Below are 25625 nucleotides of genomic sequence, written 5' to 3'. Positions count from 1 at the left end.
AAGATGAACACGATCGCCCACGACCAGGACACGCCGGCATTCCATCGGCTTTTAAAGGCACGCCAGCGCGTCTACTCAGATGCGACCCGCTATCAGGTCCTTCAGATCGTCTTGACGGTCGTCCTTCCGGCGTTCGGCGCAATACTTGCGTTCTTGCGTCCAGAGTCTCGACCATATGTGGCGCTCTACGGCCTGATCGCGACCGCCTTCGACACCATGTGGATCGACCGCATGCAGCGTCGGCTGCTGAAGATCGCCGCGAAGATCAGCGAGGAGTTCGACTGCGGCGTGCTCAAGATACCCTGGAATTCCTTCGTGGCCGGCAAGCGCGAAGATGCGGAAGTCATAGACGCCGCCGCGCGCCGATGGAACGACGATGCAGCGAGCATAGCGGGCTGGTACGTCGGCATCTCCTTGTCGGCCAGGCACACGATGGCCCGCCTTGTCTGTCAGCGGATGAACCTGCAGTACGACGCATCTCTCCGGAAGAAGTACGGCGTCTATCTTGTCTGCGGCGCATGCATCGCGCTCGTCCTTTTGACGATCGGAGCGGTAGCGAAGGATCTCAAGCTGATCGATTTCGCGGCCGTGGCGGCCACGATCTCGCCCGCAATTTTCTGGGCCGTCCGAGAGCACTTCAGGCAATCGGATGCAGCGAGCGCCAACGAGACCCTCAAGGGCGAAGCGGAAAAGTTCATGGAGTCGATAAGGACCGGTGGGTGCGACGACGCCGACTGCGACAGACGGTCCCGAGAACTTCAGGACGCGATCTTTCAGCGCCGGGTCGCCAACCCACTGGTTCTGCCGCTGGTCTATCGCTTGATGCGAGGCGAGTTGGAAATGCAGGCCCAAGCCGGCGCCGACGCGCTTCTCCAGAGATAGCTGAGCCAGGCCGAAATGCCTACTCGCTTGAGTCTCTACGGGGTCGGCTCTTTGTTCATGCTGTATTCTCTTCATCGGCATGACGGACCGCCCCGCCAGCTGGCGCATGCCGACCCGAGCCCAAATGGAGAAGATGGCCCCCTGCCGTCGGCAGGTAGGCCCCTCCGGGGCGCGGACTGGCTCCAGGCAACGACTTGCCTGACCAATACTGGCAGGCGCTCCTCCTGGGGGCGGCCTGCGCCTCCGAAGGGCACCCGTCGGCCAGCGGCTCCCGGCGCTTGCTGCGGCTCAGGCAGGTACGTGATCACGTGCTGCGGGTCGACTGCCGGTGCTGCGGCCGGACTGTCGAGATCCAGAAGGCGGATGCCGTCCGGCTCTACGGTCCGGAGGCGGTCTGGACGGACGCCGACCAGCGGCTGCTCGACGACACCTGCTCGCAGCGGACAGGGCGCTACGAAGAAGACGGTTGCTGGCCGGCTTACGACTGAGCCGGCCGATGGCGCCCAAACGTCATCCGACGCCACTTTCCAGGGGCGACCGCAGGCGCTGCAGAAGGAGCTGGAGCTCGGCCGGGCTCGGGCAATGACTACCATTCTCGCCGAGCAGGCGGCCGAGGCACGTGCAGAGGGCGAGGCCTTGATCCGGAAGGCCGATAAGCTTCTCTGCGAAAGCTGGAATGAGCGGATGTGGGCTAACGGCGGCCCGGTCGACCCGTCGCCGACGATCGACCAGGCGGTCAACGGCGGCTACCCGTGGCTGGAGATCGAGTGCGCCCGCTGCCGCACCCGGCGGGATGTTGACTTGGGCAAGCTGCGCCGACCGCGGACCACCTTCGTCCACGACCTGGCCGGCCCGCTCCGCTGCAGCAGGTGCGCGACCGCTAATCGCCGGCCGCCAGCGACCCTGTTACAGTTGGCGCAGCGCCCCCGCCAAGCCGCTCCGGAGACCTGGCGATGTGCAACCTCTACTCGATGACCAATCTTGGCTCGGGAATCCCTCCCTCTGCGCTCCCCTTCTCAAAATCTCATTCGCGCGAACGATCGGCCGTCATGAGTCTCCGCTCGCTCTCTGACGCGTTCGTCTCCCGGTCGAGTCTTGAAGCGCTAGGCTCTGTGAACTCGGACCATGTCCGACACCATTCGATTGCGCCCCGCCCGGTCGATCCGAGCGGGGCGCGATCGCCTCCTCACTCCGCCGTCCTGCGCGGCCGCGACCAGAGGAGCGTGTATCCCTCGCCGCCTTCGTCGTCGAACAGGTTGGCGTAGATCGGGGCGTTGAATGAGGGATCGTCGAGCTTGAGCGAGAGATAGTCGCGTCCCTCCTCGGAGCGGCGGGCCCAGGCGGCGCCGATCTCGACCCGGCCGGCGTAGACGCGGTGGCTCGGCGCGTTCTCGCTGGAGCGGTTGGCTTCGGGGACGATGCGCACGCCCTTGGCCTTGAGGCTCAGGGTGATGATCTCGCCCTGGAAATCGTCGCCGACCTTCTTAAAGGAACCGATGGAAGCCATGTTGTCTCTCCTTGGCTGGTTCGGGCCGCGACCACCGCGGCCTCGATGGCGCATGTCGGGCCGAAGGCGATCGACGGCGCACCCGAAGGGCTGAAGCGACAGCGGAGGACGCTGGCGGCTAACTTTCTTGTCCCGCGAGGAATGGGCGGCTTCGCCCAGGGGAAGAAAGTTGGCCGGCGGCGTTGCGCTCAGGCGATCGAGGCGCAGCCGGTCTTCGGACAGATCAAGCCATCAAGAGGCAAGGTGCGTTGCAAGCCGATCAGCTTCAGGAGAGACAACATGGCGACCTACGGCATACAAGATGTCCGACGAACCAGGCGTACGATCAGAAGCCCCCGAAAAGAATAGCGCGTGCCAATCGAGGTCCCGTCTCCGCGACTGCCTAACGCGAGGTACCGATCTCTTGCGCCGGAAGGCTCGTTCCGCCGCGGGCTCAATTTCCAGAGCGACGCGCCCGCCTCCGCTCAGCCGGTCACATCCCGCCTTTCAAGAGCCTCACCGCGGACCGCTCAAGCCACAGGCGGTTGGGCTACACAGTCCAGGTTCACAGCCGTGAGGAGTAGAGAGACCGATCCCAGGCCTGCTCGGACTGCAACGGACGGGACAGTTCGTTGTTGAGCAACCGGTGTAGCGCGTATCCGGCGACCAGGAGCGCACCCGACCATCCAATGATTTCGTGCCAGAACGGTGAAGGCTCGGCAATCAAGGCAGCAGCTCCAAACGCGACTTGTCGACCAGCCATCGCTGCCGGGATGAGAAACGCGGCTGCCACAAGCGCGCGTAGCAGCAAGGATGTCGAACAGGCAAACAGGACGCGGCCGATCACCAAGGTAAAAGCTGCCGCGGTAATGCCGGCCAAAACCGCCAAGCCGCCCCCATAACCGGCATTCAGGGTCGTCATGCCAACGGTGACCGCGACGAAGAACGGCAGAGCATGAACCGCAAGCTTGAACAGTGCTCGGCACAACAGCCCGACGCTGACCAGTCCAAAGATGAAAGCAATTGCGAGCATGGCGGTGGCCTCCGTGCAGAGTTGTGACGGGATGCGCCTTCCACCACCACCGCGACGCAATCCAAACACGATGCATCGTGATTTGGACGAAGTTGAGGAGAGTCACGCTAACGATCGAGGTAGTCCACGCCTGAGGCTGCTGAGTTGACGGCGCTCACGCGCCGCCCTTGCCGAAGGCCCAGACGGGAATGCCGAGACGACGGGCCTTGTCGGCGAGGTTGCCTTGGATCCCCGAGCCCGGGAAGGCCATGACGCCGATCGGAAGCGTCTCCAGCATGACGTCGTTGCGCTTGAACGGTGCGGCCTTGTTGTGCCTGGTCCAATCGGGCTTGAAGGCGATCTGCGGCACCTTTCGGTTTGCCGCCCATTTGGAGGCGATCAGTTCGGCGCCTTTCGGCGAGCCACCGTGCAGGAGGACCATGTCGGGATGCTTGGCGTGGACCTTGTCGAGGCGATCCCAGATGAGTGCAACGTCGTTGAAGTCCGGCCCGCCGGTGAGTGCGATCTTCGGCCCCGGCGGCAACATGACCTCGGTCTCAGCGCGGCGCTTGGCGGCGAGGAAGTCGCGGGAGTCGATCATGGCCGCGGTCAGCGTGCGATGGTTGACCTGGGAGCCAGATCGCGGCCGCCACGGTGACAGGGTGTGCAGTTCGAACGCCTCGGCGGCGAAGTCGCGAAACAGCTCCAGGGCGTTGCGGCGCTCGACCAGCGACAATCCTTCCGACGTCAGGCGCTCGAGCTCCACGGAGCGGACTTCCGAGCCGTTCTGCTCTCGCTGACTGGAGCGCTGGGCCTGCTCGTTGTCGTCGAGCTCGCGCTCGGTGCGCGTTGCCGCGCGGTGGAACAGGTTGACCGTCGACCAGAGCAGATCCTTGAGCTCGGGCTCGAGGCGAGTGTCGGAAATCGTCGCCACGAGCGCATCGAAGATGTCGGCCACTGCGCCGGCGATTGCCCTGCCCTCCGGCAGCGGCCGCGGATCGGGCTCGTCGTCGAAGGGCCGGTAGCCGTGCAGTTGGAGTTCAGCCAAGGCGTAATCGGTCGTCGAACGGGTGGCGCGCGGGTCGCGTGTTTCGTCGTGCTCGTCGGACATGGTCATCTCGTCTGTGATCGCTGACCGCGCCGATCGCGGCCTTCCATAGCGATCTCCAAGACGGCGGGCGGACCGGACCAGAACCCGCTGATCCCCCGGGGAGCAGCGGGCCGGAGCGGCAGCGGAGGATGGCGGTGCGCGGCTATTTTGCTTCGCGATGCAAAGGCCCGCGCGCGGGCCGGCGGAAAATAGCTGCGAACCGCCATTGCCGGACCGGACCGTCTGCCGTCCGATCGCCTCTGAAGAAGGCCCCGGCGCGCTTTCAGAGGTCACAGATGAGATGACTATGTCCGGGCGACTAGCGACGAGTGCAGTGCCCACAAGCCGCATCCAGCCGCTGCCTCAAGCCTTGTCCCCGTCCACGAAGCGCGCAGCGTCCTCGAGCAACAGCTGATGCCGCACCACGCCGCGGAGCTGGACTTTCCCAAGAAGCCGCAGATCCTCGTTGAAGTCCTCAAGGCGGGGACTCAAGGCGATCGCCTCGATGCCGGCGTCGAGCGCCCGTGCGGTCAATGCTTCAGCGGCAGTCCTGCCAGCACGATCTGCGTCAACAGCGACATAGAGCCGTCGCAGCGTGGCCGGCCAGAGCAGCGTTGCGAGGTGGTTGGCCGAGAGCGCCGCGGCAACCGGCAAGGACGGCAGGACCGTCCGCAACGACAGCATGGTCTCGATGCCCTCACCGGCCGCCATGACGTCGTCGGCCATTCCAAAGCGGACGGCGTGTCCCAACAGCTCGCCCATGGCCCGCCGCGGCGTGTCGATCGGGGCCTTGCCGAGGCGTCGATCATCAAAGCCGTCAGGATCGATCCAGGTGCGGTGAACCCCGGTGATCCGACCCTCAAGATTGGTCACAGCGGCAATCAGGGCCGGCCAAGTCTCGACAGTGGTGGCATCATCCGGGCGATAGAAGCATTGCGGGTGGAAGCGCAGAGCGTCGACGCCCGCTGGCGGGTCGATGTCGCGATTGCGCAAATACACTTCACCGAGTGTACCCGCGATCGGCTGGGCCATCGCAAACAATCGGCGAGCCGCCCTGGCCGGGTCTCTGGAGCGTCGGAAGTACTTGCCCCGAGTCGGCGGCTCCCTTTGCGAGATCGGCAGCTTCAGAAACCGCCGCGCCTCCTCGGCAATCTCGCGGAAGCTGCGCAGTCCGCAGGTCTGGCCGATCACGTCGAGCAGATCGCCATGCTCGCCGGTGGCGGCGTCGGTCCATTTGCCGGCCGCTCCCTTCGCTGACGCCTGCAGACGCACGAACAGCGAGCGCCCGAGCGTGTTGTTGATGTCCCCGACGAGCCAATACCGTCCCTCACGCTTGCCGTTGGAGAGATAGTGGCGGCATACCGCCTCGGCTTCACGCGCAAGGCGGCTCGCCAGCTCGGATGCATCGCCCATCACGGTTGCTCCTGCCCGCCGACGCCGGCGATCGGAAATCGCTCCAGCACCTTGGCGAGGATGGCAGCGCCGCCATCGCCCGTGGGTACGAACATCCTGAGCTTCCAGGAGATGATCTCACCGAACAGTCCGTAGGCTCGGAGACAGTCCCTGAGTCCATCGGAGAAGCCTGCGAGCTCGATCCGAGTGGCGCCCATGACGCGGACGCGCCGGAGCTGCAAGCCCTCTGCGAGTTCGAGCACGCACCCGTCGCGCAGCAGCGCCGAGAACGCGTCATCAGCTGCCAGCGAAGGTCCCTCCGCGGACGTCGTGGTCACCCAGCTCAGCGGGACCTTTCGACCGATGATGCGCTCGCCAGCGTCGGTCTGGAGACGGTAGACCCGGGTGGACTCGTGTGGCAGCCGCTTCCAGATCGGCAGCAGCAGCCCCGTGACGAGATAGATCGTGCTGGTCGTAAACTCGGGAATGGACGTGAGCTGTGCGCTCCAGCCCGCCTTGAACTGCTCGCGGTCGGTTTCGGCCCAACCCTGCTCGGCGAGCTTGGCGATCGGGAGGGTCTGGCGTCCCATCGGTCCGATCAGATGGACGCGCTGCTCGATCTCGCCATCGTCGAGCAACCAGCTCGGGGCCGGCACCTGGATCGCGGTCCGTCCGGACCGATCTTGACGCACCGGAGCAGCACGACGTTGCAACAGCCGCTCCAAGGCCTCGTTCAGCGGCATCGGCCGGTTGCGGTCGCGCTGGGTGATGGTGACGAGATGGGTCTCTGCGCCGGTGGCCGAGTGGGTGTAGATCGTACGCCGCTCCTTGATGACGAAGCTTTCCGCACGCAGCGTCTCCAGACCTGTATCGTAAGTGCCGGACGCGATCGCGCCCTCGATCCGCGCCGCAAGCAGCTGCTCGAACACCGTGAACAGGATGTTCTGCAGCTCGATCGTCAGTGCCAACAGCCGGTTCAAGAAGGTCGTGATCGGCGGCAACTCGTCACGCAGGCCATTCTCGTCCGTGAGATTCAAGCCCGTCGCCTGCTCGAAGCGTTGCAGCGAGCAACTCCCAACCTGGCCGCGGGCCAGAAGTCCATAAAGCTGCCGCAGGGCATCGCGCGCGTGCGGGCTCTCCAGATTGTCCTTCGGGCGAAACAGCCCCTGCCCGCCGGTCTGACGCTGGCCACGGGTGATCGCGCCGAGCGTGTCGAGCCGGCGGGCGATCGTCGACAGGAAGCGCTTCTCCGCCTTGACGTCGGTGGCGATCGGCCGAAAAACCGGCGGCTGGGCCTGGTTTGTGCGGTTAGTCCGTCCAAGCCCCTGGATCGCGGCATCCGCCTTCCAGCCCGGCTCCAGGAGATAGTGCACCCGCAGCCGCTTGTTCTTGGCCGAGAGCTCCGCATGGTAGCTGCGCCCGGTGCCGCCGGCATCCGAGAAGATCAGGATCCGCTTCTGGTCGTCCATGAAGGCGGCAGCCTCGGCCAGGTTGGCGGCGGCCGGCCGCGTCTCGACAGCAAGTCGGTCACGGATCCGAACGATCCGTCTGGTCCGTCCCGTGATTTCGGCGACCAAATCCGTGCCGAAGCGCTGCACGATCTGGTCGAGCGCGCCTGGCACGGGCGCCAGCGACGCGAGATGCTCCATCATCTCATCACGGCGCGCCACCGTCTCGGGACTCTCGACCGGCTGGCCATCGCGGTAGACAGGACGCGAGCACAGGTTACCCTCGCCGTCGGTGAACGGCTCGTAGAGCTGGACCGGGAAGGAATGGGCGAGATAGTCGAGGACGTATTCGCGGGGTGTGATGTCGACCTGGACGTCGCCCCACTCCTCGGTCGGGATCTCGGCGAGCCGGCGCTCCATCAGGGCCTCCCCCGTCGAGACGATTTGGATCACTGCGGCATGACCGGCTCCAAGATCGCGCTTGATCGCATTGATCAGCGTCGGCGTCTTCATCGAGGTCAACAGATGCCCGAAGAAGCGCTGCTTGGCGGATTCGAAGGCCGAGCGCGCCGCCGACTTGGCCTGAGCATTCAGCGTCCCGGTTGCGCTGGTGATGTTGGCCGCGCGCATCGCGGCCTCGAGATTGTTGTGAATGACCGCAAACGCCTCGGCATAGGCATCGTAGATCCGAACCTGCTCGTCCGTGAGCCGGTGCTCGAGGAGCTCATATTCGACACCTTCGAAGGACAGCGATCGCGCGGTATAAAGGCCAAGCGCCTTGAGATCGCGCGCCATCACCTCCATGGCCGCAACTCCGCCCTCCTCGATTGCCGCCACGAAATCCGCCCGCGTCGGGAACGGGAAGTCTGCGCCACCCCACAATCCGAGCCGCTGGGCATAAGCGAGATTGTGGACAGTCGTCGCCCCCGTGGCTGAGACGTAGACGATCCGGGCATTGGGCAGCGCGTGCTGTAGCCGCAAGCCGGCGCGCCCCTGCTGTGAAGCCGCCTGCTCGCCGCGGTCGCCCCTGCTGCCGGCGGCATTCTGCATCGCATGGCTCTCGTCGAAGATGATCACGCCATCGAAATCGCGCCCTACCCAATCGACGATCTGGCGGATGCGCGAAAGCTTCTCGCCCTTCTCATCGGTCCGTAGCGTGGCGTAGGTCGTAAAAAGGATGGCTTCGCCCAGCATGATGGGCGTGCCCTGCCGAAAGCGGGACAGCGGCGTGACGAGAAGGCGCTCCATGCCGAGCGCCGCCCAGTCGCGCTGGGCGTCCTCGATCAGCTTGTCGGACTTGCTGACCCAGATCGCCCCGCGCCGTCCCTTCAGCCAATTGTCGAGCAGGATGCCAGCGACCTGGCGGCCCTTGCCCGCCCCTGTGCCGTCACCGAGGAACCACCCCCGCCGGAAGCGAACCACACCTTCAGCGTCGTCGCTTGCGGCGCGAATCTGGTCGAAGGTCTCATCAACCGTCCAGGTGCCAGTCAGGAAACCGGCATGTGCCTCACCGGCATAGATGATGCTCTCCAGCTGAGCATCAGACAAGAGACCATCGCTGACAAGCCGCGCCGGTAGATGCGGGCGATAGGTCGGCTTGGGCGGCACAACCGACGCCATCGCCGCGGATTGCACGAGCTTCGTCGGATGCAGTCGAGCCCCGTAGATTCTGATCGACTGCAGCTGATACGTCTCGTACAGCCCCTCAGCGAGCTGCGGTCCCTCCTCAGGGCCGTCCTCCACGAGGTCATAGGCGAGCTCAGTAGCCTCAGGCTCGCACGATGCGGAGGGCGCTGTCGGGCAAGTCGACGCCGCCAAGCGACGCTCCCGTCGTGGGAGCACGGCGCGCTCGATCGTCTGAGCCACGAAACTGCCGACCATCGGCAACCTCGGCGGAACGAGCGCCGTGATCCAGCCAAGCAAGGTCCTGACATCGGGCGCCAAGCCTGCTGATTCCGGAAACACGCACGAATCCGGCGCCGCCTGCTTGTCGATCACGAGCAGACGTGTCGCCGTTGTGGTGCCCTGCCGAGCATAGACCGCACCATCGATCGCAGCGGAGAATACCAGACGGCCGCGCTCCTGCAGGCCCACGAAGGCATCGGTCCAAGTCGGATTGTCTGGCGCGAAGCCCGCGGCTGTGATTGCGACCAGCCGGCCGCCATGGCCTAGCCGCGCCAGCGCCGATGAGAGATGCCGCCAGGTCGTATCGGCCTGCCTGCGATCCACATGGGCCGTCGCCGAGAACGGCGGGTTCATGAGAACGACGCTCGGAACACAGGCCGGGCCAAGATGGTCATCGATCTGTGCCGCATCGAAGCGGGTTACGGGCACACCAGCAAACAGGCGATCCAATAATTCGGCACGGCCTGCAGCGAGCTCGTTGAGCAGAAGAGAACCGCCGGCGAGCTCTGCAAAGACGGCGAGGCTTCCCGTCCCCGCAGACGGCTCGAGCACGCGATCGGCCGAAGTCACTTGTGCCGCAGCAGCGGCGGCAAGCGCGAGGGGCAGCGGAGTCGAAAACTGCTGAAAGCTCTGGCTCTCCAGCGTGCGCCTGGTACGGCTCGGCAGCAGGCTTGCGACCTTTGCCACCATCGGCAGCATGGCCGACGGCACGCCATCCGCGGCCCTGATCATCGCCGGGCCGTGTTTCGCCAGAAACCGGATGTTTGCTGCTTCGCAAGCCTCGTATGCTGTCTTCCAATCCCAGCTGCCCTCGGCATCACTGCCGCCGAAAGCCGTCTGCATTGCACGGCGCAGACAGAGCGCATCAATACGCTGACCCCGCGTCAGTGTTGGCAGAAGAAGCTCGGCCGCACGGAGGATGGCCTCGGCGCGCGCAAGTGTCCCGGCGGAAGCCGCGCGGCAGTTCGTCTGGTTGATCATCTCGGAGATCCCTCGGAGAGCAGAGAAGCCAATGAGCGCCGCCGACGCTCTCTCTCCTCCGGCGGCCTCACCCGCCTCGCTCCGCCTCTCTCACTCGCGGCGAACCTCCATGCCGGAAGGCTTGCACGACAAAAGCCCGGCCAAGCTGGCCGGGCTTCGAGGAACGCTCTGCAGCTTTCAATGCGAGAGATCAGCCATTCTCGTGCAGATCATTCTGCAGCTGCTATCTCCTCGATTTCGTCTGCACCTTCGGTTGCCTCCTCGTCGTCGCTGAGGAAGGCCGGTAACGCCTCGCCATCGGCGCCCTCTGCCGGCGCTGCCGGATTCATATCGGCCGCACGCAACGGCTCCGGCAACCAGCCGCTGCCGTCGAGCAGGCGCTCGGCCTCGCGCGCCATATCCGGCTTCTTCAGGTGCTCGATGAGCTGGACAGAGTCCTCGCCTTTCGCCTCGCGCACCGCCTGCAGGATGCGATGCTTGGTCACGCGGCTGAGATAGCTGTCGACTGTGGGACGCCAACCAGCATTGACCATGTCGAGCCCCACGGCGTGCGCCAGCCGATCCGCCTGGTCGAGACGGCCACGAACCTGGTGCGCGGTCAGCCGCCCCTGCTGCAGCCGGTTAGCCGGCTCAGAGATCGCATTCACCGCCTGCGCCGCGCAGTGGGCGAAGAGCTCGGCCTGGGCTGCTCCGTCCATCGCTTCGAGCACAGCCCACACATCCTTGTCGCTCGCCGGCAGCTTCGCTTTCCAAGCCGCATGACGCGCAGCGATCGCCTTTGCCGGAATGCTGTCCTGCAAGCCCGGCGGCTGCGACGGGAAACTCGGACTGCGCAGCGAGATCTCCAGACAATTGAGCGCAGATCCGAATGGATAGAATGTCGCGAGCACGAAGCTGTGCAAAACCGCCTGGAAGGCAATCGCCGGCTGCTGGCCCAGCGCGTCCCGGAGAGCCAGCGTGCGATACGCCGAAAGCTCACCGATCAACCGATCAGGCAATGGCCGCTCGATGTCCTCGCCCTCCTCATCGGGCGCCTCCGCTCCGGTATTGCCGACCACGATCGTCGGCGACCGGGTTAGGCCCTCCGCGCCCGGAGCGACGACACTGTCATGGTCACCGGCTTCAACTTCCGTATCCGGCTGATCCGCAGTTGCCGCAATCTCATCTTCGGGACGAACAAATCCGCGGGAGACCTGCAGCCGGCCCTCCGCATCGATGCTGACGAACGCGCCGGCCCGCGCCATCGCGGCTGGCGCGTAGATCATCGGACGGTCGTCAAACGCCTCAAGCGCCGTCTCGATCTCGCCGAGTCGCTGGTCGACCTCATCGGGCAACTCCTCGGCGTTGCCGTAGTCCGCCTCGAGCTTGGCCTGCTCCGTCCTCAACGCGTCGATCATAGCCTTCTCCTCGGTTGAGAGCGCGGCCGGCTCTCCGCGAAGCTCGCGCAGGCCATGAGTATGCCCGAAGGGGAAGTCGACCGCGGCCGACACCCACTTCCATCCCTCCGCGCCGATCTGCTCGGCCTCAGTCTGCAGCTTCTCCACCACGAGCCGATCGAGCAGCGCCACATCCTGCAGCCAGCCGCCATCGTCGGTCTCAAACAGGTCGCGCAGCACGACGCCCCCGGCCGTCTCGTAAGCCTGGAGCCCGACGAACTGCGCCCGGCGATCGAAGGCCCGCACCGTTTGCTCCGTGAGCTGCCGCCGGATCAGGTATGGCGCAACGCAGCCGGAGCGGTTGACCTTGTCCCAGACCTCCTGCTGACGGGCATGATCCGGCGTCACCGTGAACGCCATCAACTGCTCGAGCGTCATGCCGTCGGCCGCATAGACCTCAAGCAGCGCGGGTGCCACCGCAGCAAGGCGCAGACGCTGCTTGACAACCGCAACCAACACAAAATGCCGGGCCGCAATCTCCTCCTCGCTCAATCCACTGTCGCGCAACGCCTGAAAAGCTCGGAACTGGTCTAGCGGGTGCAGGCCGATGCGCTGATCATTCTCGGCGAGAGAATCGTCGATGGCGAGACCCTGGTCCCGCACGACGCAGGGCACCGCTTGCGTCTTCGCCATACGCTTATGCTTCACGAGTAGCTCCAGCGCACGAAAGCGGCGACCGCCGGCGGGCACCTCGAACATGCCGGTCTCGTTGCCCTCGGCATCGAGGACGGCACGGACGTTCAGACTTTGCAGTAGCGTCCGCTCGGCGATGCTCTCCGCCAGCTGCTCGATGGAAACGCCGCCCTTGACGCGGCGTACGTTGGACTGGCTCAGCACCAGCTTGTTGAACGGAATGTCGCGCGACGGCGACAAAGTAATCTTCTGAGCTGCCTTGGTCATATCGGTTCTCCACGACAGGCGGCCCGGAGCCTCTCTCTCAGGCCTTCACCCGTCGCAGAGCACCTCTCGCCCTCTTCCTCTCCCCAAATGCTCAGGCGGCCGCGCAATCCTGGTCATCGCCGCCGGCGGCGCCGAACGCGTCGGGCGCAAACCCGAGGAGATAGTCGGCGACCCGGCTCGCCTGGCTGGCCGCCCGAACGATGGCGCGATTGTCCTCCCGCAGAACCTCGAGCCAGGAGCCGATATAGTCGGCGTGGCGCACCGTCGGCACAATTCCGAGGGCCGCGCAGCTGAAGGCCGACGCGATCTCCGCAATAAGCTCCTCGAACGCATATTTGCGACAGCCGAACCGTCCAGAGAGATCGCGATCCAGACGAGACGGATGTCCACTGGCGTGGGCGAGTTCATGCAGCGCCGTCCGATGCCAGTTGATCGGCTCGAAGAAAGCAGCGGGCGGCGGCACCTGCACGAAATCCTCAACCGGAGCATAGAACGCCCGGCTCCCGCCAATCCGGAAATCGACGCCACTGTTCGCGATCAGCGCCTCGACCACCGGCTCGATTGCGTTAGGCGGCGAAGGCGGCGCTGCGGTCGCAACCTCCTCCGGCAGGCCGTCGCATTGGTCAGTGTTAAAGACCGTAAACCGCTTCAGGAACGGAATGGCCTGTACATCGTCGCCAGTCTCCCGAGCGCGCTGCCGCTCATCTGAAGGGATGAAGCGGTCAGCATAGACGACCGTGGTCCCGCGCTCGCCCTTCCGAACATGGCCACCGAGAGACAGCGCCTGCCGGAAGGTCAGCCAGTTCTGTCCTGAAAACCCGCGCTCGATGACGGCTCCCCAGAGGATCAGAACGTTGATGCCGGAGTACGGCCGTCCCGATGTGGCATTCCGCGGCAAGGCGAGCGGCGCTTTCGCCGCTCGCCTCCCCCATGGCTGCACCCAGGGCACGCGCCCGGCTTCCAGCTCGCCGATGATTTTTGTCGTAATCTCCTCATAGAGGCTCGCCCGGCCCTCACCGGCACGCGCTCCCACTCTCCGTCCGTGCATCGCGGATCTCCGCGACGGGCGCGGCGGAACTCTCTCGCCGCTTCCAACCCGTCACGGCCAACCCGGCCTGCACTTTTCCTCTCGCCCGATCCAGCTCGGTCAGCAGGAATGCCGCAGCAAACATTCTCCTTGATGACCGGCTTGCCCTCCACCCGGCAGCCGTGTCGCGCCCCAAATACGGCCTGGATTTAGACTCCTGGCCCCTCCGCAGAACTCCGTTCCGCAAGAACTAAATTCGATAAATCAAAATTTTTCTTGTGCCGTCGGGCAAATCAGCTGTTCATAGGGCGCTGGCTCAACTCAGGAGGCAGCCATGATCAAGCAAGCAAGTCCGACATCCGACCTCGTTCAAATCTGCAAATTGAATGGCGACTTCCGCCGAAACTACGGAGCGCTCCTGGGAGCTTATCTCTATCTTCGCACTATCAATGCCGTGCGGCAGCGCCCTTTTCGCTGGATCGGGATTTCTTCGCTGATCGGGTCGGTTGCGGGCGCGCTGTTCGCGGGGCACGGCTCTCTTTGATGATCAGGCGAGCCAGCGACCGAGTCAATTGCTCCTCCGTCTCAAAGTAGGCGACGCCATGATCCGCACGCCCATGTTCGCGGAACCGAATCATGTTGCTGTCGTTCCTTGCCGTTGGCATCAGGACATAGTCGAGGATCGATTGATTTTTCTCATTCAGCCTGATCGCCACGATCCACCCCGGCGGCAGGCGCCGACAAGAGACCGTCCAAAACGGAGAAAATCCCGGACGCGCTCCGGCAGTCCAATAAGCTACACGACAGAAGAGCTTCTGCCTGCCATCGACGGTCAGATGCTGCTCCGGAACACCGACGTTGGTCCAATGGCTCTTGGTGCTCTGGAGAGTGGCTTGGTGTCCTTCCTTTTGTAGCCTCTGACAGATCCGTTGTGCGAGGGCTGAGAGTGGCTCAACCCAGTCCCGGCGAACATCGATATACTCGCAGCGTCGCTGCGACTGATATCCGATGAGCCTGTAGGCATTTCTCAGAGTCCCGAAGTGGTCAATAAAGGTTCGCGCTGATGGAAGCTCAACCGACGCGTTGATGATCTTCGGCGTGAGACGCCCCTCCCGCTGCAGCAGCTGCTTTAGCCGGAAGAGCATTTCCTCTTCGCTGATGTCAACGCGACGCTCTAGCAAGATTTTCTGGACAGCTAGAAAAACCTCTTTCGCCACGATGGGTTCAAAGCACTGTTCAGCGCGAACCCATTGGTTCGGTGGATTGTTGATCCGCTCGCCACGGAGCTTCTTTGACTGTCTGTTGTAGACGAGGTTTCCGATATAGTTCTCGCTTCTTAACATACGGGTAATATTGGGCCCTCTCCAGACTTTCCCGCGACAGTAGATACCGTCCCGATTAAGCTCCTTTGCAATGGTCTTCTCAGACTTAACTTCCAGGAAGCGTGCGAAGATCCATCTTACAATGGCGACCTCCCGTTCATCGCCAGGCTGCAGACGAATATGATCGGTCTGAAGATATTTCCGCTCCCCCTTCGTCATGACCTTCTTCGGCTCAAGGCGCTCGTTGACCAAAACGCGCTTGAGACCGTAGCCGATGGGTCCGCCGGGCAGAAAGCCAAGTCCAACAAAACGACAAATGCCCGTATGGACCTTCACAGACAATTCGCGGCTATATTCTGCCGCCATGACCCTCTTCAGATTTTTCACGATGTTCGACAGCATGCTCCCGTCATTGTCGAACTGCTCGGCGCAATAATTCACCTTGATGCCTGCCTGCTTGCAGGTGAACTCATAATGGGCGGCCTCATCGACGTCCTGAAACCTGCCCCATCGGCTGATATCATAGACGAGGACATGATCAAAATCGGTACGGCCGTTGCTGACGTCTTCAATCAGGCTGGAAAGACCCGGCCTGTTCTTGATCTTGAGACCACTCTCTCCATAGTCCGCATACGTCTTGACGATCGCCAGCCCATGGGCATGCGCGTAAGCCGCGATCACCGCCGCCTGATTTTGAATTGAGTAGCGCTGATAATCCGTCGACATTCGAACATATTGCGCTGCACGCCCCTCGAAGGATCGCGGGAGCTGGGTCTCACGGACGACGAGCGCGTTTGACACTAATCATGCCTCCGAGACGTTAGACCAGGTGAGCAGACGCCAATTCCTGCTCGCTGACAAGCGGCCTACCCGCCGAGAGGGCGTTATCCCGTGCGCCGGTGCCTGCCTCGGATTTGCGCGATGCCGGATGATGCGTTCCTCATCGCCACGCCTGCGTACGCCCACTTGGATCAGAGAGCGCATCTTTATCGCAAGGCGCCGAGATCGACGGTCGCACGTCTCACCATTCGAGAAGAAGGTCCAGAAACCGTTCGACCCTCCGCAGGACAGGTTCACCACTTCGCTCCGTATAAATCACCCGGTTGCCGTCCCGGTGCAGCAAGCGCGAACATGATTTCCGGATCTTCCCTGGAAGCAGCGTCGCGGCAATCGCCTCCGGCCCGACATCGAGCCGCATGATCCCACGGTCACGGCAACTGACCCGCAGCCTGGCCACGGCGAAAAAGTTGCAGGCCGGCGGCGGCAACGTGCCGAAGCGGCGCTGCGTTTCGTCTTCGAGCTCCTCCAGCTCGTCATCCGTCCGGCATCGTGCTGCCCGCGCATAGATTTCGAGCCTGACCGCTTCCGACTGCACATAGTCCGAGGGAAGCAGCTCGGCGATCGGCAGGTTCAGCTCGGGAATCCAGAGAGCGGACATTCCGTCGCGGTCGCCCTCCAAAACCAGCGTCAGCAGATAGCCATAGAGCGTCGGGCCAAACACCTGCACGTGACCGGACTGGCGATCCGACGGCAAATTGCCGCCACCGCGGAGATCGAGATCGCGCGCGCTGATGGCGAACCCTGCTCCCGGACGATTCAGTTCCTCGAGCACCGACAGCCGCTGCTCGGAGCGGTCGGAGCCGACCTCGGTCAGGAAATGCGCGAACGCCCGAATGCCGCCGCGCCCGCGGAGCTGATGCAGTTGTGCCAGACCGAATTTTTCCGGCCAGCACACGACGATCGTATTCGCCCGCGGGATATCAAGACCGCTTTCGACGATATTGGTCGCGAGCAGGACGTCGGCCTTGCCTTCGACGAACGCCATCACGCGCGCTCTTACATAGCGCCGTAGCGGGCGGGCGGCTTTGCGGTGGTCATCGGCAGTTCTCCGGTAGGATCGGGTTGCGACACGCCAACGCAACCGAGGACCCACCGATGACCGACGACATGATGAACCTGCGAACACTCGTGGAGAAGACCCCTGATGCGGATTTGTTGCGCGAGATGATCGGCTTTGCCGCCCAGCGCCTGATGGAGCTGGAGGTCGAAAGCCAGACCGCAGCAGGCTACGGCGAGAAGAACCCCGAGCGTCTGGCCCAGCGCAATGGCTACCGCGACCGGACCTGGGAGACCCGGGCCGGTACGGTCGAACTGCGTATTCCCAAGCTGCGTAAGGGCTCCTATTTCCCGGGCTTCTTAGAGCCGCGCCGGATGGCCGAGAAGGCGCTCACCGCCGTGGTCCAGGAAGCCTATGTGCAAGGCGTTTCAACCCGCTCGGTGGATGACCTGGTGCAGGCCATGGGCATGACCGGCATCTCGAAGAGCCAAGTGAGCCGGCTGTGCGGTGAGATCGATGACAAGGTGAAGGCCTTCCTCGGCCGTCCGATCGAGGGCGACTGGCCGTATCTGTGGATCGACGCCACCTACGTGAAGGTGCGCCAGAACGGGCGCATCGTGTCGGTGGCGGTGATCGTCGCAGTTGGTGTCAACAGCGACGGCCGGCGCGAGGTTCTCGGCATGGACGTCGGGCCCTCCGAAGCCGAGACGTTCTGGACCGCGTTCTTGCGCAAGCTCGCCCGCCGCGGCCTGCGCGGCGTCAAGCTCGTCGTGTCCGACGCCCACGAGGGCATCAAGGCCACCGTCGCCAAGGTGCTCAACGCCAGCTGGCAGCGCTGCCGCGTCCACTTCATGCGCAACGCGCTGGCCCATGCCGGAAAGAGCGGGCGCCGCGTGGTCTCCGCCTTCATCGCCACCGCGTTCGCCCAGGACGATGCCGATGCCGCAAAAACGCAGTGGCGCAAGGTCGCCGATCAGCTCCGCCCCAAGCTGCCCAAGCTGGCCGGCTTCCTCGACGAGGCCGAGACCGACGTACTCGCCTACATGACGTTCCCGCCCCAGCACCGGACCAAGTTGCACTCCACCAATCCGATCGAGCGGCTCAACGGAGAGATCAAGCGGCGCACCGAGGTGGTCGGCATCTTCCCAAATGAGGATGCCGTCGTCCGCCTCATCGGCGCGATCCTGCTCGAGCAAAACGACGAATGGGCCGTCCAGCGAGCCCGCTATGTGACACTGGAAACCATCGCACCGATGAGCGATGATCCCACCGTCAGCCTTCAGGCTATCGCCAGCTGACCAGCCCGGCTCTCGCCGGCGAACGCGGTGACCCACCGCGAGCTACACCACGACACGGGACACGATCGTCGGGACATTTCCGTCGACCATCATCCCGCAATTTCAACCCTTTTGCTGATTTGATAACCAGCCAGCTCGCACGTTTCGACCAATAGAGCCGTAGCGGAGCGAAGGCAGAAAAGGCACCCGCAGGAGGGTCAGCATAGCGGCCACCGCGTCAGCGGTGGGACCCGGGACCGAGTGCGGTCGCGAGACCGGTTAATAAGGCACCCGCGTTCGGGACAGTGATAGCGATGCCGCGAAGCGGCAGTCCCGGACGCGAGTGCCTCCGGCGAGCGACACCATAGACGGCAAAGCGCATGAGTGGATTTCCGCCGTGATGCGATGCCTTCATGGAGCTCGTGAGCGGTGGGCTCTAGACCACCCGACTTCAGTAGCAGTTTGTGCGGTAGTTCCCTATGCCGAGGTGCATTGTCATGCAACGCCGAGGCTGCCGGAGAAGCGGTGCAAGTGCTGGCATCTTGGACCCCGACGACGTCTCGACGCGAGAACGTGGAGTTGGTGGCGCGGCCGCCATGGCTGCAGCGGCCGCCTCCTGGGCACACGCACGCGGGGCCTTGCCTTGCCCACAAGAGCTTGAGCCCGGTGGCTCATGCATTGCTGGTCATCCTTGGTCGCGATGCGGGAATCAGCCTCCTCGCAACGGCTCTTGTTGATGCATCCCAAGAGCAGACCTCTCGGAGCGAAGCGCCGAGAGAACCCGGCCCGCTTGGCTTTTTGAGGTCATGAATTCGAAGGGTTCGTCGTGAGAACTGCACAAGCCATTCCCTACCCGTGTGCCCCTCGGCAGGCCCGGGCCCTAAGAGGTGATGAGGGCGCAAGACTGCCTCAACGCTGGAGCAGGATGGGGCTTTAGGTTCTCACGCAGCCTGCTATGCTTGCCGTTTCGCGATCTTGGCGATCGTCGTGCGGCTGCAGCCAGTAGCCTGCTGAATAGCGGTCCAAGATCGGCCAGCAGCGAGCATGCTAGCAATACCAATATTGCGCTCAGTGTTCTCAGGCCTTCCCTTGTAGCGTCCCTCAGCCTTCGCCCTTGCTTGCCCTTCAGCCTGCCTGCGCCATCGTTCTTCGTATTCCTTGCGGGCAACAGCAGCGAGCATGTCCAAAAGCATAGCGTTGATGGCCTCGAAAATGCGGCCGGTGAACTCGTCGGCGGTGTTGGTCGCCATCATCCACGAGGTCGGCAAGTCTAACGCCACCACCCTCAAGCGACGGGTCATGAGTTCTCCCTTCAGCCGTTCCCAGTCAGGGACGGTGAGGCGAGAGAGCCGATCTACCTGCTCGACAAGAAGGACGTCTTCATACGAGGCATCAGCCAGCAGCCGAAAAAGCTCCGGGCAGGAAAGCTTCGCGCCGCTCTCCTTCTCTACGTACCATGCTGCGATCTTGAGGCCGCGCTCAGAAGCGAAAGCCTGGAGCTGACCCTTGGCGCGGCGAGCGTCCTGCTCCAAGTTGGAGGCGCGAAGGTACGCGCGGACAAACATGACGACCCCCATCCACGGTTCACCATGGATGGTTTTCATGTACATGGTTCAAATCGGTTGGTCAAATGGATCTCTTGAACCGAGCTCTGGGCGATTGGCTTTAGGCATGGTGGGCGCACCTGGGCTCGAACCTGGGCCCCGCTGATGAAGAGTCAGCAGCTCTTCAGGGCAATCGAACCAACTGGGTCAGGCGTCATGCGACCCTTCCAGGGTGCGCCACAAAGCCATTTCGACGGAGGCGGATCTTCCAATCGGAGAACGTGCAACCCGGCGCCCCCCTGAGCCGCACGGCGTCGGCAGTCCGATTCTGCGCCATACTAGCCGAAAGCCCTCTGCAGCCTGGTCAGCTCTTTTGCGGAGGGAAATTTCAGCCTTTCATCTCGACCTCTCTCTTCAACGAGATGAATGGTGCGATTGCGAAGAGCACGCTTTCATTATGTTTCTGTCGAGTGCTGCCCAATCCGCCGTTAGGAGGAGTTTCATGCCCCGGCGTCCTGCTAAAGTCACTCAGGCCGATATCGCTCGAGCGATACGAGCCGCGAAGGAGGCCGGCGCCAACGAGGTCAACATCGCCGCCGACGGCACCATCCGGATATCACTTGCTCCCGGCCCGGCACCGATTGGGCCGGTAAATGATTGCGTCGAAACCTGGGCACCATCAGAAGCGCTTCAGCGCTATCTGAACGGCTCCGAAAGCGGCTGAAACGTACTTTTCGCATTGATGCAGAATCCGCGGATTCGTAGACTCCAAGCATTGGCTCACGGAGCAGACCAATGCTTGATGGCGATCGACGCGATGCCCGCGCGCCCGGCGATCGGCGCATGTATCTCTACTTCAACTATTCCGAATCTGGCTCGCTACGCTGGTACGTCAAGGTAAGCCGCAAGGGACGGCGGATCGGGGTTTCTGAGGAATACGGTACGCCGGCCTTCGACGCCGCCTACGAGGCGGCCGTCGCCGCGCTTGGAGGAGTTTTGCGTATGCGCCGCGTCAGAGCCGATGTCACACCAGAACAGCCCGAGCGTCGCTATCTCTATGTCGACGTCAGTCAGCGTGGTCAGACGCGATACTATGTTCAGCTTCGGAATCGGTTGCCGAAAATCCGGATCACAGCTGACTTCGGTACGCGTGCGTTCGATTGCGAAGTGGATGCTGCCGTGACCGCTCAGATCGCTCTCTACGGCAATCCCGGCGACTATGTGAACGCGCAGAAGCAGCGCGCTGAGCACTGCCCTACTGCACCGCTTTCGGCCCCCAAGCCCAGCACGCTACGCTGGTACTGGCATGGATACCGACAAAGCGACCATTGGCTTGGCGATCTCAGCGTCGGCCAAGAGGGTCTTGCCCCCTCGACGCGGCTGCAGAGGACCGGACTCATCGAAAGCCTTCTTGCCGAGAACGGCGAAAAGCCTTTCGCGGTTCTGAACCGGAAGGTGATCAAGGCCGAGATGAAGGCGCGCACGCCGTCGCAGGCTGGCAACCTTTTGTCTGCGCTTCGCGGCATGGTGCGATGGATGATCGATGAGGGCCACCTCAACGAAGACGACGATCCAACGATTGGGCTGCGATCTGGCAAGGCCAGGGCCTCGCGCGAGAGCGGCGGCTTTCTGCCCTGGACCGAGGAGGACATGACGCGTTATCGGGCCAGGTGGCCGCTTGGCACGGAGGCGCGGCTGATGTTCGACATCCTCCACTACACTTTTCTGCGGCTGGGTGATGCTCACCGCTTCGGACCACCGCATCTGCGCCAGATCGTCCGCAAGATGGCAGTCCAGATTGCAACGGAGAAGAGCCGGGGCAACACGACCGTCACGGTGCCAGTGCACCCGGAATTCGCCGAGAGCCTGCGCGCGGCACGAGCGGCCGGTATCATCGGCGCGGAGGTTTTCACTGGCAAATGCGTGAGGGGCCGCGTTTTGCCGATGAACAAGAAAGCTTGGGCGATGAAGTTCAAGAAGTACGCCGTTCTGGCCGACGTCAATGAGCCCAAGAAGAGCTGCCACGGCGTGCGCAAGGCGCGAGCCGAAGTCGCCGCCTACGCCGAATGCACCGAGAGCCAGATGATGGCGATGTTCGGATGGACGGACCCGAAAATGCCCGCACACTACATTGCTCAAGCGAACCGCGAGAAGCTCGGAATGAGCGGCATGGACAAGGTCGTGGCCTTCGATCAGAGCCAGTCGCTCGATGATTTTCTGCGAAGGCCTCACGAAAACAAGACAGGAACAGGTCGCGGGAACGGAGTGGTAACATTCCCGGGTAACATCCGAAAAAAACTGTAACGATTTCAAGGGAAGATGTGGGTTTGTGGTGCGCTCGGAGGGACTCGAACCCCCACGGTGTTACCCACTGCCACCTCAAGGCAGCGCGTCTACCAATTCCGCCACGAGCGCGAAGGAGAAGCCGGAACCAGGACAGATCGGCACCGGATCAATGGCGCCCGTGTATCAAATCGATGCCGGGGGGACAAGGCCCGCTCGGCCCCGAAATCCAGGAATTGTGGACGTTTTTTTGCTTCGCAACGGGGCTAGCGCGAGTGCGCCGTGGGCGAACGCGGCAGCATTTCCTTGACTTCCACCGCGATGCGGTTGCGATCGACCAGCACCACCCCGTTGGCGATCGGCAGGTTGTTCGCCAGCACCTTGACGTCGTCGGCTTCGGTGGCGTCGAGCTCGATGATGGCGCCGCGCGACAGGCGCAGGACCTGGTGGATAGGCATGGAGCAGGTGCCGAGGACGACCATCAGGTCGACTGTCACTTTGTCGAGGGTTGACACTGCAGGACCACCGAAGTCACGACTAGATTCCGTTACCGAAGACATCACCATGTTGTGGTTAGCCAATGGTTAACAGCCGCGAATCCCTCGACCTGACCACCTTCGCCGGCCCCCCGGGAAATGCCGTGGACTGGCGAATCTCCGATTCGCTGGTCGACTACGCCGCGGCAACCGCCTTCATGGAGGCGCGGGCCGCCGCGATCGCCGCCGGTGAGGCGCCGGAGCTGGTCTGGCTGCTCGAGCACCCGCCGGTCTACACCTCCGGCACCTCCGGCAAGCCGGAGGACCTGCGCGATCCGCGCTTTCCGTTCGTGTCGACGGGCCGCGGTGGCCAGGTCACCTATCACGGCCCTGGCCAACGCGTGGCCTATGTCATGCTCGATCTGAAGCGCCGCCGGCCGGATGTGCGCGCCTATGTCGCGGCGCTGGAGGAGACCATCATCCGCACGCTCGATGCCTTCAATGTCCGCGGCGAGCGGCGCGAGGATCGCGTCGGCGTCTGGGTCAAGCGGCCGGACAAGGGTGACGGTTTCGAGGACAAGATCGCGGCCATCGGCGTGCGGCTGAAGCGCTGGGTGACCTTCCACGGCATCGCCATCAATGTCGAGCCGGACCTGTCGCACTTCCAGGCCATCGTGCCCTGCGGCGTGACCGATCCGCGCTACGGCGTCACCAGTCTGGTCGATCTCGGCCTGCCGGTCGGGCTCGCCGACGTCGATGTTGCGTTCCGGCAGGCGTTCGAGAGCGTGTTCGGCGCGGTCAACGCGAGCCTGCCGGAAACCGCCTAGCCGGGCTCAGGCTCCGCCCTGCTCCGCCGGCACGCCCAGCTTGCCGGCGACATAGCGGCGCTCCTGCGTCAGTCCGCCGAAGCCGTAGGCGTCTCCCCTCACCTCGTCGACATGCAGATAGGTCTCGTGGTGCAGCGGGCCGATCAGTTCGGCCATACGGGCGTACACGGCGGCGAGATAAGCCGCCTTTTCGTCCTTGGTGTTGGTCCCCTCGCTGACGTGAACGTCGATCCAGTAGCTGGCGAGCCTTTGCTCGGCGAGTGACGCGCCGCCCGCGAACCAGTCCGCCGCATCCGCCTCCGAGACGATCACGGCGGTGACCTTGGGATCCTTGCGCAGGATACGCGCCGTCAATGCCGTGACGGCCTCGGCGATCTCCGTCTTCAGCGACGGTGAGCGGCGCTGGCTCGCATAGACGATGTTGATCAGGGGCATGGTGGTCTCTCCGTTCAGGCGGCGGCGCCGCGGTACGCCTGAGAACCTAGCAACGGGAGCATCATTTCTGTATGCTATGGTTGATGATATCAATGATAAGACTTCGTAATGACGCCAACGCTCGACATCAGCGCGGTCCGCGCCTTTCTCCTCGTCTCGGAGCTGCAGAGCTTCACGCGCACGGCAGAGGCGCTCGGCACGACACAGGCCGCGGTCAGCCTGAAGCTGCAGCGGCTGGAGGCCGCGCTCGGAAAACGTCTGCTCGAACGCTCGCCGCGCGCGGTCCGCTTGACGGCAGACGGCGCAGCGTTCTCGGAGAACGCCCGGGCACTCGTGGCCGCGCATGACCTCGCGCTGGCCGGAACGCCTCGCCTGCGGCCGCGCCTGGCCCTCGGCATCAGCGATCACGCCGCGGGGCCGGAGCTGGTGCCAATGCTGCAGCAGTTTCAGGCGATGACGACCGAGCTGACCCTGTCGGTCGGCATCGGGTTCTCGCGCGATCTGCTCGACCGCTACGATGCCGGCGCGCTCGATGCGGTCATCGTACGGCAGGAAGCCTCGCGGCGCGGCGGCGAGACCCTGGCCGACGATGAGTTCGGCTGGTTCGCAAGCCCGCGCTTTCGCGCTGCTGCCGGCGGCCCCGTGCCGCTGGCGACGCTGTCCGCGCCGTGCGGCGTGCGATCCCTCGCGGTCCGTGCGCTGGAAAAGGCGAAGCGGCCCTTCGTCGAGGCCTTCGTCGGCGGCGGCGTGGCTGCGGTCGTGGCGGCGGCCCAGGCCGGTCTCGCAATCGCTCCCCTCGCGCGACGAATCGCGCCTGCCGGACTGGCCGACGCGGGAGCAAGCCTCGGCTTGCCGAAACTCGGGCGATCGAAGGTCATTCTTCACGCCAAGGTCGGCGATGCGCGCAAACGCGCCGCGTTGCGCACGCTGGCTGCGGCATTCCGAAGCGCGGCATCATCGAATTAATTGACGGCGACGGGCCGTGATGTAGCATAGGTTAATTTCGGAGATCAGGAGCTGCGGCTTGAACCGTCTCTTGACCGCAGCTGACATGGTCAGCGCCTCACCACAACCGAGCCCCACGGGCACCATCGGTCCTGAGCCGCTGCATCGCCACGCCTTGCTCCGGACCTCCAACCCCGAGGTGCTGCGCGACATCGCCGGCCGCAAGCTCGGCGCCGTGCGCGTGGATTTCAGGAACGCCGACCGCTTCGAGGCCATCGTCAATCTGATCGAGCTCGAAACCATCGGCCTCGCCTTCGGCACCACCACCTGCGACATGGTCTCCGACCACCGACCCGCCGATTTCATTCGGGTACAGATGGCGTTGAGCGGACGCGCGGTCAGCTGCGTCGGCGGTGAGGCGACCGACGTCACCGAGCAGCAGTTCGCCGTCGCGTCGGCGGGCGTGCCCTGGCAGATGGCCTGCCATGGCGGACATCGCCGGCTGACGCTGCGGCTCGATCCGGCGGTGCTGCGGCAGCGTTTGACGGCATTGGTCGGCGTCCGGCCGCGTGCGGACTACACGATCGATCCCTGGATTCCGGCGGCTGACCCGCAAGCCCGCAGCCTTTTCAAGCTGCTCGTTTTCCTGACGACCCAGCTGAGCGAACAGGACGCCGCGTTCCCCGCCGCCGTCACCCGCGAGCTGGAGGACGCGGTGCACGTCGCCTTTCTCTGTGCCAGCCGTCACCGCTTCCGCGACAAGCTCATCGACCCCGCCCCGATGCCGGAGTTCGGACTGGTGAAGCGGTTGGAGGACTATATCGAGGCCAATTGGCGCGAGCCGATCACGATCGAGCGCCTGGCGCGCGAGGCCGGCGTCAGCGCCCGCTCGATCTTCCGCGTGTTCGAGCGGGTGCGCGGCTATTCCCCGATCGCCTTTGCAAAATCCGTCCGCCTCCGCCGCGCGCATGAGATGCTGTGCTCCGGCGATCCAGCCGTCACGGTGGCGTCGGCCGCGGCCGCCTGCAACTTCGCCAATGCCGGGCACTTCGCCCGCTACTACCGCGCCACGTTCGGCGAGCTGCCATCGGCGACGATGACGCGCGCCGGACGTTCGTGA

At 64.0% G+C, this 25625-nt stretch carries 19 protein-coding genes, 1 tRNA gene and 2 pseudogenes; 9 read left to right on the top strand and 13 right to left on the bottom strand.

Annotation, left to right across the window (positions count from 1 at the left end):
• Positions 1-3 precede the first annotated feature (3 nt).
• The 3 genes and pseudogenes from ACQR07_RS16705 (at position 4) to ACQR07_RS16695 (ending at position 1857) form a co-directional block, all read left to right on the top strand.
• Positions 4-882: an S-4TM family putative pore-forming effector gene (locus ACQR07_RS16705; protein ID WP_434903313.1), complete on the top strand. Its 879-nt coding sequence runs from the start codon at positions 4-6 to the stop codon at positions 880-882.
• A gap of 194 nt (positions 883-1076) precedes the next feature.
• Positions 1077-1370: a hypothetical protein gene (locus tag ACQR07_RS16700; protein WP_434903312.1), complete on the top strand. Its 294-nt coding sequence runs from the start codon at positions 1077-1079 to the stop codon at positions 1368-1370.
• An 8-nt stretch (positions 1371-1378) separates the two neighbouring features.
• Positions 1379-1857, top strand: a pseudogene (locus ACQR07_RS16695) (hypothetical protein).
• A gap of 211 nt (positions 1858-2068) precedes the next feature.
• On the opposite strand, the gene ACQR07_RS16690 reads toward ACQR07_RS16695, so the two are convergent.
• From ACQR07_RS16690 to ACQR07_RS16650, 9 genes and pseudogenes are all read right to left on the bottom strand, one after another.
• Complete coding sequence (locus ACQR07_RS16690) at positions 2069-2389, bottom strand: DUF736 domain-containing protein (protein WP_434903311.1); 321 nt, start codon at positions 2387-2389, stop codon at positions 2069-2071.
• A gap of 544 nt (positions 2390-2933) precedes the next feature.
• Positions 2934-3401: a hypothetical protein gene (locus ACQR07_RS16685; RefSeq protein WP_434903310.1), complete on the bottom strand. Its 468-nt coding sequence runs from the start codon at positions 3399-3401 to the stop codon at positions 2934-2936.
• Between the two features lie 154 nt (positions 3402-3555).
• On the bottom strand, positions 3556-4491 hold the full coding sequence (locus ACQR07_RS16680) for a DUF2493 domain-containing protein (RefSeq protein WP_434903395.1): 936 nt from the start codon (positions 4489-4491) through the stop codon (positions 3556-3558).
• A 342-nt stretch (positions 4492-4833) separates the two neighbouring features.
• Positions 4834-5886 carry a DUF7146 domain-containing protein gene (locus ACQR07_RS16675; protein WP_434903309.1) on the bottom strand — a complete coding sequence of 351 codons (1053 nt, stop codon included), beginning with the start codon at positions 5884-5886 and terminating at the stop codon, positions 4834-4836.
• Positions 5883-10196, bottom strand: coding sequence for a strawberry notch-like NTP hydrolase domain-containing protein (locus tag ACQR07_RS16670; RefSeq protein ID WP_434903308.1), 4314 nt, complete (start codon positions 10194-10196; stop codon positions 5883-5885). Before ACQR07_RS16670 ends, ACQR07_RS16675 begins: the two co-directional genes overlap by 4 nt.
• A 209-nt stretch (positions 10197-10405) precedes the next feature.
• Entirely contained in the window at positions 10406-12532 is a 2127-nt protein-coding gene (locus ACQR07_RS16665; protein ID WP_434903307.1) for a ParB N-terminal domain-containing protein, read from the bottom strand.
• A gap of 91 nt (positions 12533-12623) precedes the next feature.
• Positions 12624-13580 (bottom strand): ArdC family protein, encoded by a 957-nt coding sequence (locus tag ACQR07_RS16660; RefSeq protein ID WP_434903306.1) that lies wholly within the window; start codon positions 13578-13580, stop codon positions 12624-12626.
• A gap of 425 nt (positions 13581-14005) precedes the next feature.
• Positions 14006-15682 carry a recombinase family protein gene (locus ACQR07_RS16655; protein WP_434903305.1) on the bottom strand — a complete coding sequence of 559 codons (1677 nt, stop codon included), beginning with the start codon at positions 15680-15682 and terminating at the stop codon, positions 14006-14008.
• 220 nt (positions 15683-15902) lie between these two features.
• Positions 15903-16712: pseudogene (locus tag ACQR07_RS16650) on the bottom strand (TRCF domain-containing protein); the annotation flags it as partial.
• Positions 16713-16816: 104 nt separating this feature from the next.
• Here ACQR07_RS16650 and ACQR07_RS16645 point away from each other — a divergent pair.
• Positions 16817-18016, top strand: a complete 1200-nt coding sequence (locus ACQR07_RS16645) for an IS256 family transposase (protein WP_434903304.1) — start codon at positions 16817-16819, stop codon at positions 18014-18016.
• 932 nt (positions 18017-18948) lie between these two features.
• Here the strand turns inward: ACQR07_RS16645 and ACQR07_RS16640 are convergent.
• Complete coding sequence (locus tag ACQR07_RS16640; protein ID WP_434903394.1) at positions 18949-19560, bottom strand: recombinase family protein; 612 nt, start codon at positions 19558-19560, stop codon at positions 18949-18951.
• Positions 19561-20041: 481 nt separating this feature from the next.
• Here ACQR07_RS16640 and ACQR07_RS16635 point away from each other — a divergent pair, with 481 nt between their 5' ends.
• Both ACQR07_RS16635 and ACQR07_RS16630 read left to right on the top strand, forming a co-directional pair.
• Entirely contained in the window at positions 20042-20263 is a 222-nt protein-coding gene (locus tag ACQR07_RS16635) for a hypothetical protein (protein ID WP_434903303.1), read from the top strand.
• Between the two features lie 71 nt (positions 20264-20334).
• The gene (locus ACQR07_RS16630; RefSeq protein WP_434903302.1) at positions 20335-21843 is read left to right on the top strand and encodes a tyrosine-type recombinase/integrase; all 1509 of its coding nucleotides are present in this window, start codon (positions 20335-20337) and stop codon (positions 21841-21843) included.
• Between the two features lie 26 nt (positions 21844-21869).
• On the opposite strand, the gene ACQR07_RS16625 is transcribed toward ACQR07_RS16630, so the two are convergent.
• A tRNA-Leu gene (locus ACQR07_RS16625) sits at positions 21870-21954 on the bottom strand.
• A gap of 134 nt (positions 21955-22088) precedes the next feature.
• On the bottom strand, positions 22089-22337 hold the full coding sequence (locus ACQR07_RS16620; protein ID WP_041750832.1) for a FliM/FliN family flagellar motor switch protein: 249 nt from the start codon (positions 22335-22337) through the stop codon (positions 22089-22091).
• Positions 22338-22402: 65 nt separating this feature from the next.
• Here ACQR07_RS16620 and lipB point away from each other — a divergent pair, with 65 nt between their 5' ends.
• Positions 22403-23125, top strand: a complete 723-nt coding sequence (gene lipB / locus ACQR07_RS16615; protein ID WP_434903301.1) for a lipoyl(octanoyl) transferase LipB — start codon at positions 22403-22405, stop codon at positions 23123-23125.
• Between the two features lie 6 nt (positions 23126-23131).
• Here the strand turns inward: lipB and ACQR07_RS16610 are convergent, their stop codons facing one another.
• Positions 23132-23560: a tautomerase family protein gene (locus ACQR07_RS16610; RefSeq protein WP_434903300.1), complete on the bottom strand. Its 429-nt coding sequence runs from the start codon at positions 23558-23560 to the stop codon at positions 23132-23134.
• 108 nt (positions 23561-23668) lie between these two features.
• Between ACQR07_RS16610 and ACQR07_RS16605 the strand changes: the two genes are divergently transcribed.
• Together ACQR07_RS16605 and ACQR07_RS16600 are read left to right on the top strand one after the other, a co-directional pair.
• Entirely contained in the window at positions 23669-24526 is an 858-nt protein-coding gene (locus ACQR07_RS16605; protein WP_434903299.1) for a LysR family transcriptional regulator, read from the top strand.
• 58 nt (positions 24527-24584) lie between these two features.
• The gene (locus tag ACQR07_RS16600; protein ID WP_434903298.1) at positions 24585-25625 is read left to right on the top strand and encodes a helix-turn-helix domain-containing protein; all 1041 of its coding nucleotides are present in this window, start codon (positions 24585-24587) and stop codon (positions 25623-25625) included.

Origin of the sequence: Bradyrhizobium sp. HKCCYLS20291, from assembly GCF_051167715.1 — a bacterium.
Lineage (GTDB): Bacteria > Pseudomonadota > Alphaproteobacteria > Rhizobiales > Xanthobacteraceae > Bradyrhizobium.
The sequence above is the reverse complement of the archived record's forward strand: the minus strand, read 5'-3'. Positions and strand labels throughout refer to the sequence as shown.

Excerpts from the sequence above, each read along its gene's own strand:
- ACQR07_RS16610 (WP_434903300.1), bottom strand. The coding sequence starts at position 23,560 with ATGCCCCTGATCAACATCGTCTATGCGAGCCAGCGCCGCTCACCGTCG.
- lipB (WP_434903301.1), top strand. The coding sequence starts at position 22,403 with ATGGTTAACAGCCGCGAATCCCTCGACCTGACCACCTTCGCCGGCCCC.
- ACQR07_RS16630 (WP_434903302.1), top strand. The coding sequence starts at position 20,335 with ATGCTTGATGGCGATCGACGCGATGCCCGCGCGCCCGGCGATCGGCGC.
- ACQR07_RS16690 (WP_434903311.1), bottom strand. The coding sequence starts at position 2,389 with ATGGCTTCCATCGGTTCCTTTAAGAAGGTCGGCGACGATTTCCAGGGC.
- ACQR07_RS16645 (WP_434903304.1), top strand. The coding sequence starts at position 16,817 with ATGACCGACGACATGATGAACCTGCGAACACTCGTGGAGAAGACCCCT.
- ACQR07_RS16660 (WP_434903306.1), bottom strand. The coding sequence starts at position 13,580 with ATGCACGGACGGAGAGTGGGAGCGCGTGCCGGTGAGGGCCGGGCGAGC.
- ACQR07_RS16665 (WP_434903307.1), bottom strand. The coding sequence starts at position 12,532 with ATGACCAAGGCAGCTCAGAAGATTACTTTGTCGCCGTCGCGCGACATT.
- ACQR07_RS16685 (WP_434903310.1), bottom strand. The coding sequence starts at position 3,401 with ATGCTCGCAATTGCTTTCATCTTTGGACTGGTCAGCGTCGGGCTGTTG.
- ACQR07_RS16680 (WP_434903395.1), bottom strand. The coding sequence starts at position 4,491 with ATGTCCGACGAGCACGACGAAACACGCGACCCGCGCGCCACCCGTTCG.
- ACQR07_RS16605 (WP_434903299.1), top strand. The coding sequence starts at position 23,669 with ATGACGCCAACGCTCGACATCAGCGCGGTCCGCGCCTTTCTCCTCGTC.
- ACQR07_RS16640 (WP_434903394.1), bottom strand. The coding sequence starts at position 19,560 with ATGTTTGTCCGCGCGTACCTTCGCGCCTCCAACTTGGAGCAGGACGCT.
- ACQR07_RS16705 (WP_434903313.1), top strand. The coding sequence starts at position 4 with ATGAACACGATCGCCCACGACCAGGACACGCCGGCATTCCATCGGCTT.
- ACQR07_RS16635 (WP_434903303.1), top strand. The coding sequence starts at position 20,042 with ATGCCCCGGCGTCCTGCTAAAGTCACTCAGGCCGATATCGCTCGAGCG.
- ACQR07_RS16670 (WP_434903308.1), bottom strand. The coding sequence starts at position 10,196 with ATGATCAACCAGACGAACTGCCGCGCGGCTTCCGCCGGGACACTTGCG.